Annotated in this window: 16 protein-coding genes; 4 read left to right on the top strand and 12 right to left on the bottom strand. The window is 65.8% G+C overall.

Annotation, left to right across the window (positions count from 1 at the left end; translation table 11 throughout):
- Nucleotides 1–30: 30 nt before the first annotated feature.
- Nucleotides 31–447, bottom strand: a complete 417-nt coding sequence (locus AB4Y92_RS20030) for a low molecular weight protein-tyrosine-phosphatase (protein ID WP_215061127.1) — start codon at nucleotides 445–447, stop codon at nucleotides 31–33.
- 536 nt (nucleotides 448–983) lie between these two features.
- On the opposite strand from AB4Y92_RS20030, the gene AB4Y92_RS20025 reads away from it, so the two are divergent.
- A complete protein-coding gene (locus AB4Y92_RS20025; protein ID WP_057944527.1) occupies nucleotides 984–2,081 on the top strand; it encodes a polysaccharide biosynthesis/export family protein in 1,098 nt (365 codons plus the stop codon).
- Nucleotides 2,082–2,121: 40 nt separating this feature from the next.
- Here the strand turns inward: AB4Y92_RS20025 and speB are convergent, their stop codons facing one another.
- Together speB and AB4Y92_RS20015 are read right to left on the bottom strand one after the other, a co-directional pair.
- Nucleotides 2,122–2,934: an agmatinase gene (speB, locus tag AB4Y92_RS20020; protein ID WP_441821264.1), complete on the bottom strand. Its 813-nt coding sequence runs from the start codon at nucleotides 2,932–2,934 to the stop codon at nucleotides 2,122–2,124.
- Between the two features lie 37 nt (nucleotides 2,935–2,971).
- Nucleotides 2,972–3,373: a hypothetical protein gene (locus AB4Y92_RS20015; RefSeq protein ID WP_441821263.1), complete on the bottom strand. Its 402-nt coding sequence runs from the start codon at nucleotides 3,371–3,373 to the stop codon at nucleotides 2,972–2,974.
- A 132-nt stretch (nucleotides 3,374–3,505) separates the two neighbouring features.
- Between AB4Y92_RS20015 and AB4Y92_RS20010 the strand changes: the two genes are divergently transcribed.
- A complete protein-coding gene (locus AB4Y92_RS20010) occupies nucleotides 3,506–6,106 on the top strand; it encodes a TonB-dependent receptor (RefSeq protein ID WP_441821262.1) in 2,601 nt (866 codons plus the stop codon).
- Nucleotides 6,107–6,120: 14 nt separating this feature from the next.
- The gene (locus AB4Y92_RS20005) at nucleotides 6,121–7,812 is read left to right on the top strand and encodes a hypothetical protein (RefSeq protein ID WP_441821261.1); all 1,692 of its coding nucleotides are present in this window, start codon (nucleotides 6,121–6,123) and stop codon (nucleotides 7,810–7,812) included.
- Between the two features lie 40 nt (nucleotides 7,813–7,852).
- On the opposite strand, the gene kduD is transcribed toward AB4Y92_RS20005, so the two are convergent.
- The 7 genes from kduD to AB4Y92_RS19970 form a co-directional block, all read right to left on the bottom strand.
- A complete protein-coding gene (gene kduD, locus AB4Y92_RS20000) occupies nucleotides 7,853–8,614 on the bottom strand; it encodes a 2-dehydro-3-deoxy-D-gluconate 5-dehydrogenase KduD (RefSeq protein ID WP_441821260.1) in 762 nt (253 codons plus the stop codon).
- 10 nt (nucleotides 8,615–8,624) lie between these two features.
- Nucleotides 8,625–9,470: a 5-dehydro-4-deoxy-D-glucuronate isomerase gene (kduI, locus tag AB4Y92_RS19995; RefSeq protein WP_441821259.1), complete on the bottom strand. Its 846-nt coding sequence runs from the start codon at nucleotides 9,468–9,470 to the stop codon at nucleotides 8,625–8,627.
- A 229-nt stretch (nucleotides 9,471–9,699) separates the two neighbouring features.
- Nucleotides 9,700–10,785, bottom strand: coding sequence for a LacI family DNA-binding transcriptional regulator (locus tag AB4Y92_RS19990; RefSeq protein ID WP_441821258.1), 1,086 nt, complete (start codon nucleotides 10,783–10,785; stop codon nucleotides 9,700–9,702).
- A 123-nt stretch (nucleotides 10,786–10,908) separates the two neighbouring features.
- Nucleotides 10,909–12,192 carry a TRAP transporter large permease gene (locus AB4Y92_RS19985; protein WP_441821257.1) on the bottom strand — a complete coding sequence of 428 codons (1,284 nt, stop codon included), beginning with the start codon at nucleotides 12,190–12,192 and terminating at the stop codon, nucleotides 10,909–10,911.
- Nucleotides 12,192–12,749 (bottom strand): TRAP transporter small permease, encoded by a 558-nt coding sequence (locus AB4Y92_RS19980; protein ID WP_441821256.1) that lies wholly within the window; start codon nucleotides 12,747–12,749, stop codon nucleotides 12,192–12,194. The genes AB4Y92_RS19985 and AB4Y92_RS19980 overlap by 1 nt, the downstream gene beginning before the upstream one ends.
- Nucleotides 12,730–13,722, bottom strand: a complete 993-nt coding sequence (locus tag AB4Y92_RS19975; protein WP_441821255.1) for a TRAP transporter substrate-binding protein — start codon at nucleotides 13,720–13,722, stop codon at nucleotides 12,730–12,732. Before AB4Y92_RS19975 ends, AB4Y92_RS19980 begins: the two co-directional genes overlap by 20 nt.
- Nucleotides 13,719–14,555 (bottom strand): 2-keto-4-pentenoate hydratase, encoded by an 837-nt coding sequence (locus AB4Y92_RS19970; RefSeq protein WP_441821254.1) that lies wholly within the window; start codon nucleotides 14,553–14,555, stop codon nucleotides 13,719–13,721. The genes AB4Y92_RS19975 and AB4Y92_RS19970 overlap by 4 nt, the downstream gene beginning before the upstream one ends.
- A gap of 331 nt (nucleotides 14,556–14,886) precedes the next feature.
- Here AB4Y92_RS19970 and AB4Y92_RS19965 point away from each other — a divergent pair, with 331 nt between their 5' ends.
- Nucleotides 14,887–15,906, top strand: coding sequence for a sugar kinase (locus AB4Y92_RS19965; RefSeq protein WP_441821253.1), 1,020 nt, complete (start codon nucleotides 14,887–14,889; stop codon nucleotides 15,904–15,906).
- A gap of 69 nt (nucleotides 15,907–15,975) precedes the next feature.
- On the opposite strand, the gene AB4Y92_RS19960 is transcribed toward AB4Y92_RS19965, so the two are convergent.
- On the bottom strand, nucleotides 15,976–17,082 hold the full coding sequence (locus tag AB4Y92_RS19960) for a serine hydrolase domain-containing protein (RefSeq protein WP_441821252.1): 1,107 nt from the start codon (nucleotides 17,080–17,082) through the stop codon (nucleotides 15,976–15,978).
- Between the two features lie 154 nt (nucleotides 17,083–17,236).
- On the bottom strand, nucleotides 17,237–17,710 hold the full coding sequence (locus tag AB4Y92_RS19955) for an SRPBCC family protein (protein ID WP_441821251.1): 474 nt from the start codon (nucleotides 17,708–17,710) through the stop codon (nucleotides 17,237–17,239).
- Nucleotides 17,711–17,750 lie beyond the last annotated feature (40 nt).

The following is a 17,750-nucleotide window of genomic DNA, read 5'->3' as shown; positions in this document are numbered from 1 at the left end:
GAGAACCTGAAAAAAAGGGAACGGGCCGCATCACAGATAGGCCCTCCAGCTGCTCACCCCCGAGCTGATCAGCTGATAGGCCTGTTCGAACGCGTTGCGCGATTGCCGGTATGGATCCGGAATGCTGGTGTTGTCCAGCCATTTGCCTAGTAGATAGGTCTTGCCTCGCGCATGTGGGGAAATGCGGAGCACGGCATCGATCTGCCATGGCTCCATCGTCAGTATCAGATCGGCCGCATCGATCATCGCGCGGTCGATCTGTCTCGCGACATGGGATTGCCCACTCAATCCATGTCCTTCCAGCACAGCCTGTGCTGTAGCGTCGATCGGATGACCCGCCAATGCGCCAAGACCGGCGGATTCTACGGTGACATCCCGACCTTGCAACTCATGGCGCAGCAACATTTCCGCGGTCGGACTGCGGCAGATGTTGCCTACGCATACCATCAAAACTCGTTTGAACACACGCTCGATGCCTCAGATTTTAAGCGACCGCGCATCATGAGACGCACGAAGCGTGGCTCGAACGCAACGGCCGCGAATGTAAGAGCTGCACATTACAGGGTCAACATGAATAGAGAACGCATCCCTCAACCCGTGACGTGCATCACTCGTTGACGCATTGCACATTGCGAACGCGACTGGACTTATTCGTTAAAGATATGTTGCCCGACGCATGCGGTTACCTAACGTGAGCTGTATCCAGAATGCATCGGATGCCGAAAAACGTGATGCGGTTCCATGTGTATGAACAAGAACGCGTCCGCGCTGGCTATACTTTTTGCACGGGGGCAGCACCAGTAACGACGTAATCTACTGAGGATTCATGCGCCAACCGTATCTTGTTCGTCCGGCGTCAGCGGTCGGCACTCATCCTTATTCAGCGGCGCGCAATGGCGAAGTCGTGCCGTGTCCGCATGCGTCCGGCATCGGCCCGCACAGGCGCCCGGCCTCATCCGCGTTCGCGATTTAGAGACGACACCATGAGCAAGTTTTCGCGCGCGCTGGCCGTCGCCGCCATCGTCGGACTCCCGGGCTGCATGTTGGCGCCGGGCCAATACATTTCGCCGAGTCAGTTCGTGCGCAGCGGCGTCGCCGACGACGGCCATATCAAGATGGTCTCGATCACGCCGGAATTTCTGTCTACCGAGCATCGCAGCCAGATCGCGTTGCCGGCCGAGCTGATGGCGTATCAGCCCGACTCCTACCGCATCGGCCGCGGCGACACGCTGTACATCACCATCTGGGATCACCCGGAGCTGACTTCGCCGGCCGGCACGCAGCAGCAGGCGGCCGCGAACGGGCGCATGGTGCGGCCCGACGGCACGCTGTTCTATCCGTATGTCGGCGTGGTGCGCGCGGAAGGCTTGACCATCGAAGAATTGCGCACGCTGCTCACCGACAAGATTTCGCGCTTCGTCGAAAGCCCGCAGGTCGATCTGAGCATCATCGATTACGGCAGCCAGCGCGTGACCTTGCAGGGCGCGTTCGTCAAGACCGACCGCCAGTCGATCACCGCGACGCCGTTGACCCTGGCGCAGGCGATCGGCGCGGCGACGGTGGACCCGATCCGCGCGGACCTGTCCGGATTCGTGCTGACCCGCGGCGACAAGCAGTACCACCTGGATCTGGACGGGCTCAATCGCGGCGAATCGGTGGCGAAGGATATTTACCTGAAGGCCGGCGATCATCTGTACATGCCGTACAACGATCGCAAGGAAGTCTATGTGGTCGGCGAAGTCATGCGCCCGCAGGCGCTGACCTTCAAGACCACTGACATGACCCTGACCCAGGCGCTGGGCCGCGCCGGCGGACTCAATCCGCTGACCGCCAAGGGCGAAGCGGTCTACGTGATCCGCGGCGTGGAAGACATGCGCAAGGAGCCGGCGATGATCTATCACCTCAACGCCAAGTCGCCGGCGTCGTATGCGCTGGCCAGCCAGTTCCCGGTGCGCGCCGGCGATGTGGTGTTCGTCGGGCCGGCCGGCGTGACCCGCTGGAATCGCTTCGTCAATCAGCTGCTGCCGTTCTCCAACATCATCAACAACGCGGCCAATACCGACAATCTGCTCGACAAGTGATGTCGCTGCGTGAGCGTCGCCGCGCCGCGGCGGCGCCGGCTTACGCGGCCGGCGTCGCCGTTTTCACCATCATCCCGGCGATTTCCTTCAGCAGCTTGGCGGCCACGGTCGCGGTCAGCTCGGACACGTCGCGGCGCGGGTTGTACTCGACGATATCGGCCGCGACGATCGGCTGATCGATGCGTTGGATCAGATCGATCACCTGCCGCACCGACAAGCCGCCCGGCTCGCGATGCGACACGCCCGGCGCATAGGCCGGGTCCAGCGCGTCGATGTCCACCGACAGATACACCGGCGTGTCGATCTTGAGCTTGAGGCTGTCGGCATAGCGCCCGGCTTCTATCACTTCCACGCCGAAGCGTTGGAACTGCTCGCGATGGTGATCGTTGATCGTGCGCAGCCCGACCTGGATCAGCCGGTCGGCCAGTTGTTCTTCCATGATCCGCGCGAACGGCGAAGTGTGCGAACGCGGATTGCCCTGGTAGGCGTGGTAGATGTCCGGGTGCGCGTCGATATGCAGGATCGTCAGGCGCCGATGGCGGCGGCGCACCGCGCGCATGATCGGATGGGTGATGGCGTGATCGCCGCCCAGGCTGATCAAGGGATGGCCCGCGTCCAGCGCCTGCGCCACGTGCTGTTCGATCAACTCCCAGGCATCGGCGGCGCCGTCGAAGCGGATATCGCCGTGATCCACGAGCAGCCCCTGCGCGCCGATATCCACACCGGTCTCGCTCCAGCTGCTATAGGCGTCGCTGTGCAATTCGCGCCGGATCAGCGCCGGCGCTTCGGCCGGGCCGCGGGTGAAGGACGAGTTGTCGTCGTTCGGAATACCCAGCAATGAAATGTGGACCATGATTCGTGCTCCCTGATGGCGAGGGATCGCTGTTCTATCACGCAAGTGTCATGCCGCGGGTCATGGCGGCGCGGTGCGGCTTCCCGTGTTTGCGCTGCGTTGCCGGATCGAGAAAGACGAAGCGTCCCACGCGCGAAGTCGGCGCAGCCATCGCACCGATGCCGGGCTGGGTGAGTTTCGCGCAATGCGACGACGCGAACGTCATCGCGTCGGTCGAACAGGCATCGTCGCCGGACGCGCGGTGGCTCCGGACCGGGACGGTCTCACCGGAGCGCACGCAGGCATCGACGTGAAGCCTCGTGCCGGCCGAAGTGCTTGTCGGTGTTGGGCTGGCGTCGCGCGACCGCCGCCGCAGCCTCACGCGAATGGCGCGCGTGGCGTCGCCGAAATGTCCACAGGACAAGCCTTTGCCTCGGTAAAGGGCCTGTTGTTGCTGCACTGCGATGTCTGTTAGCGTTTTTTGGCCAACGGTGTCATTTTGCGTTCAGGGGCCACCCTGCGGCGATTAAAGCCATAAGAATCAGTCTATTAGCCGTCGGATAGCGGCCATGCGCCCTCAGGAGGGGAAGCCATGCAGACGCGCAGTACGCAAAAAAAGACACCGGTGTCCATTTTGGCGCTGGCGATCGGGTGGGCCCTGCAATGCAGCGCCCTGGCGGTGTCCGCGCAGGAGCCGGCGTCGGTGCCGGCGCCGGAGAAGGACGCCACCAGCCTGGAGGCGGTGCAGGTGGTCGGCATCCGTCCGTCGCTGCAGAAAGCGGCCGAGTTGAAGAAAGACGCCTCGCAGGTGCTGGACATCATCACCGCCGAAGACGTGGGCAAGCTGCCGGACGACAACGTCGCCGAGGCGCTGCAGCGCGTGACCGGCGTGCAGATCACGCGCGTGTTCGGCGAAGGCCAGTCGGTGTCGATCCGCGGCCTGCCGCAGGTGCGGGTGGAAGTGGACGGGCGCACGCTGCTGGGCTGGTCGGCCAAGTTGTCGCCGCCGGAAAACGAGCAACTGGGCCGCAACTCCGGCCTGGATACCGTGCCTTCGGGCTTGTTCGGCCGGCTGGAGGTGCGCAAATCGCCCACCGCCATGCAGGTCGAGGGCGGCCTGGGCGGTTCGGTCAATCTGGTCACGCCCGATCCGCTGGACTACAAGGAGCCGGTGTTTCTCGCCCGCGCGAAGCAAACCTATTCCGAAGGCTCGGACAAGATCGAACCGGCGCTGTCGGGCTTGTTCGCGCGCCAGTTTCTCGATCGCCGCCTGGGCTTTCTGCTCGGCGTGGATTACGTCGAACACACCTCGACCATCCAGGCCTTCGAGCGCAACGACTTCTTCAACACCGCCTTCGACCTCAACCGCGACGGCGTGCGCGATGTCAGCGGCGACCGCATCCACTACGAGCAGTTCTCCACCGACCGCACCCGCGGCGGGGTGACGTTCGAGGCCGAGTTCAAGGCGACCGACCAGCTGACCTTGAAGTCGGAATTCATGTACTCGGAAATGAAGACCGACCGCCGGCAGAACTTCATCGCCTGGCGCTACGCCGGCAAGCCGGTGTCCAATGCGGTGTTCCAGGACAACGTGATCGTGGCCGGCGATTCCACCGGCACCTTGCAGCAGGCCGGCCTGCATCGCAAAGAGCCCACCGACAGTTTCATCGGCGCCTTGTCGGCCAACTGGCGCGGCGAGCGCGTGACCTTCGATGCCGATCTGAGCTACAGCGAAGGCAATCTGGATCAGACCATCGAACAGATCACCCTGGACAGCATCAACCGCAATATCCCGGGGCGTTTCGACTATCGCGCCGGCAAGGTGCCGAGCCTGGACCTGGGCACGTTCGATCCGGCCAACCCGGCCAACTACCGCGCGGTGCAAGTGCGCGCCAATCGCTTGAAGGGCAAGCTCGACGAAACCGTGGGCAAGTTCGATGTGCGCTTCATCGCCGACTGGGGCGATCTGCGCAATCTGTATTTCGGCGTGCGCGCGCGCGAACTGGGCGCGACCTCGGTCGCCACACGCACCCAGCTGGCGCCGGACCCGGCCGAGATCCTGCCGTTCCTGACCACTACCGGCAACGGCTTCCTGTCCGACATCGACGGCAGTTTTCCGCGCAATTTCCTTGCCACGGTGGCCGACAGCGGCTGGATCCTGCAACGAGTCGGCGGCTACCCGCTGCAGCCCAATTCGGCGCGCGACTACGATCTCACGGAGAAATCCACCGCCGCCTATGTGATGGCCGAGTTCGAAGGCGAGGCCGGGACCTGGCCGTACCGCGCCAATGCCGGCGTGCGCGTGATCGATACCAGGCTGGACGTGGATACCTTCCTGCAGGTGTCGAGCCAGGCCGCGCTGATTCCGGTCAACGACAAGAACAGTTATCGCAACGTGCTGCCGAGCGCGAACATCGTGTTCTATCCCAGCCAGGACCTGCTGCTGCGCTTCGCCCTGAGCAAGACCATGCAGCAGGCCGGTATCGCCGAGCTGGCGCCGTCGATCTTCGTCAACCAGACCAATCGCTCGGCCACCGGCGGCAACGCCTCGCTGGAGCCGACCGTGGCGATGCAGGCCGACGTGAGCATGGAGTATTACTTCAGCAGCGAAGGCCTGTTGTCGTTCGCGATGTTCTACAAGGACGTCAAGGACCTGATCGCGCAGCAGACCGTGCTGCAGGCGTTCCCTGGCTTCGAGGATCTCGGCCCGATTCCCTACACCCGCCCGGCCAACATCGGCGACGGCAAGGTCAAGGGATTCGAAGCCGGTTTACAGACGTTTTTCGACAAGCTGCCGGCGCCGTTCGACGGCTTGGGCCTGATCGCCAACTACACCTATTCCGACGCCAAGGACAACCTCGGCCAGCCGATGGTCGGCGTGTCCAAGAACAGCTTCAACCTGATCGGCTTGTACGAGAAAGGCCGGTTCTCCGCGCGACTGGCTTACAACAAGCGCGACAAAGCGGCATTCTCCTTCACCGAGGGCCGGCCGAATTTCGTCGCCGGCATCTCGCAACTGGATCTGCAACTGGGATGGAAGCTCAGCGACCGCTTCAGCGTGCAGTTCATCGGTTCCAATCTGATGCCCAAGGATTCGGCGACGGTGGAATACAGCGGTATCGGCCCGATCGCGCTGAACAGCTATGCGCTGTCGGAGCGTCGTTTCTCGATCGGCGTGAGCGCCAAGTTCTGAGCGGAGTTCGACCCATGCGAAACCGACTTCGTTGCCTGCCCTTGTTGCTCGCCTTGGCCGCCGCATCCGCGGCGGCCGGCGATCGCGCGCCGAAGATCCTGTTCGATCCGGCGGTGGCGCGGGCCACGCTGCTGCCGGACTTCTCCTATGCCGGCTACGGCTTCGGCGCGCTGCCGTTGCCGACCCGCATGGGCAAGACGATCGATGTCGGCGACTACGGCGCCAGGCCCGACGATGAGATCGACGACAGCAAGGCAGTGCTCAAGGCGCTGGACGCCGCGCATCAGGTCAAAGGGCCGGTGACGCTGCGCTTCGGCGCGGGCCGTTACGTGCTCAGCGAAGTGCTGATGATCCGCCGCAGCCATATCGCCATCGAAGGCGCGGGGCAGGGCGCCGGCGGCACGCAGCTGTATTTCACCCGGCCGCTGCGGATGGTGGACAAATCCGATCGGCTCGACGGCCTGCGCGAATACCTGCGGGCGAACAACAAACGCCAGATCGATCGCGACGAGAACATTGACGAGCGCTTCTCCGAATACAGCTGGAGCGGCGGCTTCATCTGGACCGAGGCGCCCGGCGCGAGTTCCAGGCTGGAGCCGGACGAAAACTCGGCGGCGCCGGATGCGGTGGCGGCGATTTCGGGCCAGGCCGGCGAACAGGACGTGGCGATCGCGTCCGGCGCCAAACTGGCGCCGGGCGACGTGATCAGCCTGCGCTGGTACTCCAGGCAAGGTAAGGCCAGCGCGTTGCTGCACGAGTTGTATGGCGCCGATATCAGCAAAGTCGGCTCGCGCCATTTCGAAGACCCGAACCGCGCTGTAGTGGTGCAGACCACGCAAGTGTTGTCCGCGCGCGACGGCGGCATCCGCATCGCCGATCCGCTGATGCATCCCATCGGCGCCGACCTGCCGGCCGATATCGCGCCCTGGCACGGCCTGCAGGAAATCGGCGTGCGCGATCTGGCGATCGTGTTTCCCGAGGGCCAGAGTTTCGGCCATCACCTGGAAGAAGGCTGGAACGGCATCTTCCTGCACGATGTGTTCAACGGCTGGGTCGATTCAGTGCGCGTGGCCAACGCCGACAGCGGCATCATCACCTACGACAGCGCCAACCTGACCCTGCGCAACATCCGCACCGACGGCAACCGCATCGCCCATTACGGCGTGCAGCTGGGCAGCGTGCACAACGTGCTGGCAACGCAATTGCAAGTACTCAACCACGTGCGACATTCGCTGAGCTTCAACACCCAGTGCACACGCTCGGTGTTCCAGCGCGCGACGGTCTGGGATCACCCGGTGCTGGACCAGCATGCCGGCGCGAACCATCAGAATCTGTTCGACGATGTGACGCTGTACATCGTGCCGCGCAAGATCGACGGCGTGCTGAGCTATCCGCTGTGGGACGGCAGCGGCGCGCCGTATTGGCAGCCGGGCCACGGCCGTTACAACACCGATTGGAATATCCGCGTGCTGGTGCAGTCCGGCGCCGCGCCCGGCGAGCGCGTGCTGTTGACCGGTCTGGACGAAGGGCCGGATGCGCGCGTGGTCGGGGTGTCGGGCAATCGCGAGTACGACATCGATTACCGGCCCAGGCCGTATGCCGAAATGATCAACGCGCCGGTGCTGGAGGTGCCGTCGTTGTACGACTGGCAGTTGGCGCGGCGCTTGGGACGCGGCAGCGATCAGGGCGTGAAAGATCCGCGCTGATGGCGGATCGTATTCGGGCCGATGATTGCTGCGTCCCGACTCAACGCGCCAGCCACCCCCCATCCACCGGCAACACCACGCCGTTGACGTAATCCGACGCGCGGCTGGAAAGAAACACCGCCGCCCCGCCCAGGTCCGAAGGCTCGCCCCAGCGCCCGGCCGGAATGCGCGCCAGGATGTCGCGGTTGCGCGTTTCGTCCGCGCGCAGTTGCGCGGTGTTGTCCGTGCTCATGTAGCCCGGCGCGATCGCGTTGACGTTCACGCCCTTGCCGGCCCATTCGTTGGCCAGCAAGCGGGTGATGCCGGCCAGGCCGGATTTGCTCGCGGTGTAGGACGGCACCCGGATGCCGCCCTGGAACGACAGCATCGATGCGATGTTGACGATCTTGCCACGTCCCTGCGCGAGCATGCGCCGGCCCGCGGCCTGGGCGAGGAAGAACGCGCTCTTGAGGTTGACGTTCATCACCGCGTCCCAATCGTCCTCGCTGAAGTCGATCGCGTCCGCGCGCCGGATCAGGCCGGCATTGTTGACCAGGATGTCGATCGCGCCCAAGGCCTCGACCGTGTCGCCGACGATGCGCTCGATCGGCTCCAGACTGGACAGATCGGCCTGGATCGCATGCGCGCGCCGGCCCAGGCCGCGCAACTGCTGCACGGTGTCGTGCGAAGACCCGCTGGCGAGGCAGGCGACGTCCGCTCCCGCGCGCGCCAGCGCCAGCGCGATGCCCAGGCCCAGGCCTCGATTGGCGCCGGTGACCAGGGCGACTTTGCCGCTGAGGCTGAAAGGATCGTCGTGACTCACGTGCGTCTCCTCACTTGAGCTGGCAGATATCGATCTGCTGCATGTCGGTGTAGTCGAGGTTCTCGCCGCCCATCGCCCAGATGAAGCAATAGTTCTTCGTGCCCGAGCCCATGTGGATCGACCAGGGCGGCGACACCACGGCCTCGTCGTTGCGGATCACCAGATGGCGCATGTCGGCCGGCTCGCCCATGAAATGCATGACCTGCTGATCGCCCAGGTCGAAGTAGAAATACACCTCCGAGCGGCGGTCGTGCAGATGCGGCGGCATGGTGTTCCACACGCTGCCGGGCTTGAGCACGGTCAGGCCCAGCAGCAGCTGACACGAGCGGCAGGTGGCCGGCACGATGTACTGGTAGATCGTGCGTTCGTTGGAAGTTTCCAGCGCGCCGCGCAGCAGCGGAACGGCTTGGTCGATAGAGATGTGCACGGCCTCGTAGCGCGCATGCGCCGGCGTCGAGGCCAGATAGAACTTGGCCGGCTGCGCGGCGTCGTCGGAGGCGAATACGACCTCAACGCTGCCCATCGGTACGTACAGGCCGTCCTTGGGTTGCAGCGAATAGCTCTGGCCGTCGACCACCACCGTGCCGGCGCCGGCGCCGACATTGACGATGCCCAGTTCGCGCCGCTCCAGGAACGGCTTGCCCGCGGCCGAGGCCGGTTCGGTCTGCGCCGGAAGACTGACCGGCGCGGCGGTCGGCGCGGCGCCGCCGATGACGAAGCGCTCGTTGTGCGAATAGTTCAGGCGCACTTCGCCGTCGGCGAACAGATCCGCGATCAGGTAGCGGTCGCGCAATTGCTGGTTGCTGGCGCCGGCCATCATGTCCGGATGGGTCGCGTGATAGGTCTTTTGGAACATCGAAGAACTCCCGGGGGTGGCGCTCGCACATGGCGTGGGCGAGGGGGCTTTGGGCGATTCTAGTCCCGAAAGGTAACCGGTGTCATTAGGGGCAGCGCCATCGCGGGACGGTCAGGGGCGGGGGATTCGGCGGCTGAGCGGCGCAAGAACGCGACGGCCGCGCAGGGAGCATCGCGCCCCGGCAATCGAGGCACGCGCGGCGGCTCAAACAGCGAATTTCAGCGAGGCGTCAGTACGCCGGCGGCTGGCAGGAATCGCGCACGACCAGATGCGGCCGCACGCTGGCCGAGGCCACCGAGGCGGCGCCGGGCTCGGACTGCAGCAGCATCGATGCGGCGATCCGGCCTATGTCGCGCACCGGCAACCGCACTGAGCTGAGCGCCGGCCACAAGCGCGACGCCAGCGGACTGTCGTCGAAACCGATCACCGACAGCTGCTGCGGAATGTTGATGCCAGCGCGCAGCGCGACCTTGTACACGCCCGCGGCCATTTCGTCGTTGCCGGCGAAGATCGCGCTGGGCCGATTGTTGCCGGAGAGCAGCAGCTCCGCCGCGGCCACGCCCGATTCGAAGGTGTAACCGGCTTCGACGATGCGCGCCGCCGGCAGTTCGATCCCGCGCTTGCTCAGCGCCTCGACGAAACCGGCGGTGCGTTCGTGCGCCGAACGGTAGCTGGACGGGCCGGTGATCAGCGCAATGTCGCGATGGCCCAGCGATTGCAGATAATCGGCCGCTTCCGCGGCGCCGTCGCGGTCGTGGGTGATGACCATGCGCGAGGCTTCGTCCAGCGACACCGAGGCGATACGCGAATAGCGGCAGCCGATATCGGCGAGCATGTCGGCCAGCGCCTGATCTTCCGACACGCGCGGCACCAGCATCACCCCGTGCAGCTTCTGCTGCTGGACGAAGCGGTGCACGCCGTCGATATAGCCCGGACTACGGCTGTCGCAGGGGTGCACTACCAACTCGAAGCCCGAATCGCGGATCGCGTCGAGCGCGCCGTACTGCATGTTGACGATGTACTGCGCGGTCGGGTTGTCGTAGACCATGCCGATCAGGAACGAACGCCGGAACGCCAGCCCGCGCGCGAACGGATCGGGCGTGTAGTTGAACTGGCGCATCACCGCTTCGACCCGTTCGCGGGTTTCCTGGTGCACCAGCGGCGAATGGTTGATGACCCGCGATACCGTCTTCTTGGACACTTCGGCCAGGCGCGCGATGTCGTTGATCGTCTTCGCCTTGTCCGGCGCCTGGCGTTCCGGCGCCGCAGCCTTGGCCGGCACCGGCGCCGGATGTTCAGTTTTCTTGCGCGGCATGGGCAGACAGGCCAGAAGAGCGTTGCGCTGATTCTAGCCCGCCGGCTCGGCCACTTGCGCGATCGCGGCCGCGCAAGCCGCGCCGGACGCCGGATCGCGCACGAACCGGCGCCTGCGCCGGCGTCAGTGCTTGAGCAGCGACGGCAACCACAGCGACAGTTGTGGAACGAACGTCACCACCAGCAGCACGCCCAGGGCCGACAGCCAGAACGGCCAGATCGTGCGCAGCGCCTCGCCGATGCTGATCTTGCCGATCGCGGTGCCGACGAACAGCACCGAGCCCAGCGGCGGCGAGATCAGGCTGATGCCGCCCTTCAGGATCAGGATGATGCCGAAATGCACCGGGTCCACGCCGATGGCCTTGGCCAGCGGCAGGAAGATCGGCGTGCAGATGATGATCATCGGCGCCAGATCCATGAACGTGCCCAGCACCAGCAGGATCAGGATCATCAGCAGCAACAGCAGATTCTTGTCGGTGGTGATGCTGGTCAGCGCGTCCACCGCCGCGGTCGGCACCTGCAGATAAGCCAGCAGCCAGCCGAACGAGGCGGCCGAGGCGATCACGAACAAGATCATGCCGGTGGTGCGCGCTGCGCCGGTCACGGTTTCGAGGAAATCGCGCCAGCGCAGGTTGCGATAAACCAGCGCGGTGACCAGCAGCGCGTACACCACCGCGATCGCCGCGCTTTCCACCGCGGTGAAGATGCCGGCGCGGATGCCGACGAAAATAAGCGCCACCAGCATCAACCCCGGCAACGCGGCGACGAAGCGGCGCGCGACGATGCCCAGGCCCGGGAACGGCTCGACCACGTAGCCGCGGCGGCGAGCGATGATCCAGGTTGTGGTCATCAGCGTGACCGTCATCAGCAGCGCCGGCACGATGCCGGCGGCGAACAGGTCCGAGATCGAAATGCTGCCGCCGGCCGAGGCCGAGTACAGAATCAGATTGTGCGAAGGCGGCACCAGCAGGGCGACCATGGCCGCGGTCATGGTGACGTTGACGGCGAAATCGCGGTCGAAGCCGCGCTTGACCATCTGCGGGATCATCGCCCCGCCGATCGCCGATACGTCGGCGATGGCCGAGCCGGACACGCCGCCGAAGAACAGCGACGACAGCACGCTGACCTGACCCAGGCCGCCGCGCAGATGCCCGACCAGCGACGAAGCCAGGCCGATCAAGCGCTCGGAAATCCCGCCGCGCAGCATGATTTCGCCGGCGAAAATAAACAACGGAATCGCGATGAGCGAAGCCGAGCCGGCGCCCGCGGCGATCTGCTGCACCACCACGATCGGCGGCAACCCGATCCACAGCAAGGTCGCCAGCGCCGCCGAGCTGAGCGAGTACGCCACCGGCACGCCGATCATCAGCAAGAGCGCGAACACGCCGAACAAAATCGCGACTTCCATCATTGACTCCGGGCTGAGGCGGGGTAAACCACTACGGCGAACAGCCGCTTGAGCGCGAACAAGGCCATCAGCGCACCGCCCATCGCCATCGGCGCGTACACCGCGCTTTGCGGCAACGGCGCGCCGGCCATGGGGATGTCGATTCCGTCCAGCAGCAACTCGCCACCCCACCACGCCAGCGCCGCGCCGATCAGCGCGATCACGCTGTTGGACAGCGCCAGCATCGCGCGCCGCAGCAACGGCGGCGCGCAGTGCACCAGTACGAAGAAGCCGAAGTGCGCGCCGTGATGCACGCCGGCGGCGGCGCCGAAGCTCATCGCGGTATTGAGCAGGATCAGCGCGACCGGCTCGGTCCAGCCCGGCGAATCGTTGAGCACGTAACGCGCGAACACCTGCAGCGCCTGCACCGCGACCATGCCGACCAGGGCCAGCCCGGCGATGGCGATGGCGGCGCCGGCGATACGGTCGAGCACGCCGGGTGCTGCGTCGTTGCGTAGATGAGCCTGCGAATCCAGAGCGTCTTGCACGGTCGGCACCTCAGGCCAGGGAGCGGACATCGCGGTACAGCGCTTCCAGCGCCGGCACGCGGTGATAGTCGGACAACAGCGGCGCGACCGCGGCGCGGAAGGCGGGCAGGTCGCAGTCGTTCATGCGCACCCCGGCCGCGTTCAAGGCGGCGCGCGCGGCGGTTTCCGATTCGTCCCAGCGCTGGCGCATCACCGCCACCGATCTGCGCGCGAGGTCGAGCAGCAACTCGCGGTCGTCCGCGCGCAGCGAATCGAAACTGCGCTTGGACATCAGCAGCACATCCGGCGCGTAGGAGTGCTCGCTTTGCGACCAGTAGTGCGCGGCTTCGAACTGGCGGCTGGAGTGGAAGCTGCGCAGATTGTTCTCGGCGCCGTCGATCAGGTGCGTCTGCAGCGCGGAAAACACTTCGCCATAGGCCAGCGGCGTGGGATTGCCGCCGAGCAGACGGATCATGCGCATGAAGATGTCCGAGGACGGCACGCGGAACTTCAATCCGTGCATGTCGGCCGGGGTGTGGATCGGCTTGCGCGTGTTGTAGAAACAGCGCGCGCCGCAGTCGTAGATCGCCAGCCCGACCAGTTCGCGCGAAGCGAAGCCGCGCAGCACCTGAGCGCCGACCGTGCCGTCCAGCGCGCGGCGCAGATGCGCCACCGAATCGAACACGTACGGCAGCGACAGCACCTGGGTCAGCGGAAACGCGTTGTTGAGCGCGCCGCTGTAGACGCGGGTGATGTCGATGGCGCCGAAGCGCGCCATGTCGATGGCTTCCGACTCGCGCCCCAGTTGCCCGGAGTGATACATGCGCAAGCCTAGGCGGCCGCCGGTGGCCTGATGCAACTGCTGGCCGATCCATTCGATCGCCGCGACCGTCGGATAATCCTTGACGTGGACATCGGTGGCGGTGAGCAGGCGGCCGCCGTCGCCGGCCCACAGCGCCGACGGCGCGGCGGCGGCGATGCCGGCGGCGCCCAGGCCGCCGAGGAATTCGCGGCGTGTGCTCATGCGATCGTCCCCGCGATGCCGCGAGCCGGCACCGTTTCGCAATGCAGACTGCCCCAACGCCCGAAGGAAATGCGCGAACGCTGTCCAACAAGGATGTCGTGGATGCCGGTCGCCGCGCCCGTGGTCACGTACATGCCGGCCTTGAGCGGATGACCGCGCCGCGCGCAACGCGTCAGCGCGAACGCCAGCGCCGCGAGCAGGCCGCCGGGAATCGAGGCCGCGCCGCCGCGGCCGACGCTGCGTTCGTCGATGAAGGTCTCGCAGGTCAGTTCGTGATCGGCCAGCGCCTGCCAGGCGGGGATGCGCGGGCCGACGATCAGGCCGGCGTTGTTGCCGAAATCCGACACCACCACCGGCGGGCCCAGCGCGTTGATCATCGGCATCGGACTGCCGGCCAATTCGATCCCGATCGACAACGCGGCCACCAGCGCGGCGGCTTGGGCGTGGCTGAAATCCAGTTGCCCGAGCGGGGCGTCGCGGCCCAGTTCGAACACGAATTCGGCCTCGACCGCGGCGAAGCCGCGCTGGATCACCGCGAAGCGGCCGGCCTGTCCGTCGGCGACGTGCTGCACCGCCTCGGCGAAGATCGGCCCGACCAGACGGTCTTCGCCCAGGCGCTGCTCCCAACTGTCCGGAATGCGCCCGACTTTCCAGCCGGCCACCTCGCTGCCCCATTGCGCGATCGCCCGGTCCTGGGCGCGATAGCCCTCGTCCAGGCTGCGCGGCAGCGGCCCGGGATAGACCGGCAACGCTTCGGCCGTCCGCCGCGCCAGGACCAGACGCGCCGCCACGGCCGCGGGGTCGAAAGAGTCGTCGAGCGGGTGTTTGTCCATGCCGGGGCGGTCCTTCGGAACGCGATTTCTGTTGGAACAGGTTGTATAGGAAACCGGTGTCATTGACAATCAACCGAAGAGGAAGAATTCGATCGGCCAACGGAAGGGGTTCGAGGCGACAATCTTAAGTAATTGATCTTTATGTTATTTTGTCGGCTCGGCCAGGACGCCTTCGCTCCAGCCCGCACCGGCCAACTTGGCCTCAACCCGCTCCCAGCCCCAAGCCCCACCTGATACCGTGTCCCCCAGGACATGACACCGAGAGTCACGCAGCCCCGACCCGCCCGCGCCGCAACCGGCGCGCGGCGCCCACCCAGCCCGAGAAAACCGCATGACAGAACGAATCCTGTGTTTCGGCGAATTGCTGGTCAGGCTGGCCGCGCCCGGCCGCGAGCGCCTGCTGCAATCGCCGCGGCTGGAGGTGTGCATCGGCGGGGCGGAAGCCAACGTCGCGGTGTCGCTGGCCCATTTCGGCCATGAGGCGGCGATGCTCAGCGTGGTCGCCGACAACGCGCTCGGCCACGCGGCGATCGGCGAATTGCGCCGGCACGGTGTCGACACCCGATTGGTCGATGTGGCGCCGGGCCGCATGGGTTTGTATTTCCTCGAAACCGGCGCGGTGCAGCGGCCCAGCGCCGTGCTCTACGATCGCGCCGATTCGGCGTTCGCGCGCGCCGGCGCCGACCGCTACGACTGGCCGAAGGCGTTGGCCGGCGCGAGTTGGCTGCATCTTTCCGGCGTGACGCCGGCCCTGGGCGAGGCCGGCGCGCAAGCCGCGCTGGCCGCGGCGACGGCGGCGCGCGCGGCCGGTGTGCGCGTGTGCTTCGACGGAAACTTCCGCGCCAAGCTGTGGCAGCAATGGGGCGGCGATCCGGGTGCGATCCTGCGCGAGTTGATGGCGCAGACGGATCTGATCTTCGCCGATCACCGCGACATCGCGGTGGCGCTGGGCGGCGAGATCTTTGCTGAGCCGTTCCACGCCAGCCTGAGTCAGGCGGCGACGCGGGCCTTCGACGCTTTCCCGCATCTGCAACGGCTGGTGTGCACCCAGCGCGAACAGCGCGATGTCGATCGTCACGTCCTGTCGGCGTGGTCGTTCCATCGCGACGGCGCGCGCGGCCACGCCGAGCCGCGCGAGTTGGCCGGCATCGTCGATCGCATCGGTGCGGGCGATGCGTTCGCGGCCGGATTCCTGCACGGCCTGTGCAGCGGCATGGACGATGCGCGCAGTCTCGACTTCGCCCTGGCCGCGGCCTGTCTGAAGCATTCGATACCCGGCGACTTCAATCCGGTGTCGGTCGAAGAGGTCGAAGCGTTGCTCGCTGGCGACGGATTTCACGTGCGCCGGTAAGCGTCGCGCGCTGGCCGGCGCGATCGGGCGCGACCGCGCCGCCTCGATCGCGCACCGTCGCGTGGAGGATCAATCGTCCGGATGCTCGACCACGCGGCGTCCGATCCGGGCGACGAATTCATCCAGATCGACCGCGTCGGTATTGGCCAGGATCACCACCGTGACGCCGGCCTCGACGATGCGATAAAGCTGCCCCTGCGCGCCCATGATCCGCCCCGGGCGCTTCACCGCTTGATAGCTGCGTCCGCCGATGCGGATCGGGTATGACCACACTCCGTAGCCGTAGTCGTCCAGGCCCGGCCGGATCATCGCCGCCAGCGAATCGGCGCCGATCAGGCGGCCGTCGAACCATGCCTCGGCGAACGCGGCCAGATCGCGCGGCGTGGAATACATCGCGCCGGCGGCGTACCAGTTCTCGGCATACGCGGGCAGGTCCGGTGTGAGCGGCTTGCCGTCGTCGCGGCTGAAATAAGTGTCGGCCAGGCCCGGAACGATGTCGCGCTGATGCAGCATGCCGGTGTCCTTGAGCCGCAATGGGTCGAGGATGCGCTGCTGGACTACCTGCTCGTAACTGCGCCCATACAGGCCCTCGATAATCAGGCCCAGCGCGATGTAATCGCAGTTGTTGTAGTCGAAGACCGCGCCCGGTTCGTGCGCCGGCTCGCCGCTGCAATAGCGGTCCAGCAACTGCCTTGGCGTATGCGGCAATTGATAGTTGGGCAGGCCGTCGCGAATCGCCTGCGCCGCATCGGTGACTTTGTCGAAATTGACCATGCCCGAGGTGTGGTTGAGCAACTGCCGAACGCGGATGCGGTCGCCGCCGTTGCCGCGGTAGTCGGGCAGGTAGGTGCGGATCGGCGCATCCAGATCCAGGCGGCCCTGCTCGTGCAACTGCAGGATCAAAATCGCGGTGAAAGCCTTGGTGATCGAGGCGATCTTGTACTTGCTCGACGCGCTGTTGGGAATGTCGAAGGTTCGATTGGCCAGGCCGTAGCTGCGGTTCAGCACGATCTTGCCGTGACGGGAAATCAGGATGGAACCGCTGAAATCGTGCTGCCGGGCGTAGTCGTCGAGATACGAGGCGGCGACCGGTTCGGGCTGGGATTCGGGTGCGGCGGCGGTTGCCGGGACAGTCATCGAAAGCAGCAACGCGGCGAGCAGTGGCAGGCATTTCATGATGGGATCGTCCTGTAAGTGGAAGCGATGCGGGCTGCCGCGTATTCGCTCGGGCGCAGTCCGGCGCCGGGCCCTTGAGCGGGCTCGGATCGGGGTGCTTGCGACAGGCGATACGTGAAGCGACGCCGCGGTTGCGGCGAGGGGCGGTGGCGGCCTAGCTCGCCGGCGCCGATTCGCAATGCCGCTTCAACGCGGCCAAGGCGATTTCCCAGTAGTAATTGATGTGTCCGTACACCGCGTAGCTGCCCAGATTGCTCAGCGTCAGCCGCAGATCGGTGCCCGCACCTGAGGCCTGCAGTTCGAAGCGGATGACGACGTGGTTATGCGCAAGATCGGGCAGGACCCGCCGCGACAGCGAGCTCCAGTGGCTGTACTGAAGAACGCGTTCGGGTTCGAAGGCTTCGACGCGGCCGCTGTTTTCGAAGCGCAGCCGTCCGTGCAGGATGCCGCGAATCAGGATCGGCGCGCCGACGATCCAGTCGGTGATCAACTCCAGCGGCTCGTCCGACATCCATGCCACCGCTTCGCTCGGCACGGTCAGCGCGCGCCATACCTTCGACGGCGGTGCGTCGATCCGGATGTGCTTGATCACCTGATCGGGATACTGGCCTTGCGGGTCGAAGTCCATCGCGGTGCAGGCGGCTGAGGCCTTGAGTTGCCGGATCGAT

Source organism: Lysobacter sp. TAB13 (assembly GCF_052113885.1).
Classification (GTDB): Bacteria; Pseudomonadota; Gammaproteobacteria; order Xanthomonadales; family Xanthomonadaceae; genus Lysobacter; species Lysobacter gummosus.
The sequence above is the reverse complement of the archived record's forward strand: the minus strand, read 5'-3'. Positions and strand labels throughout refer to the sequence as shown.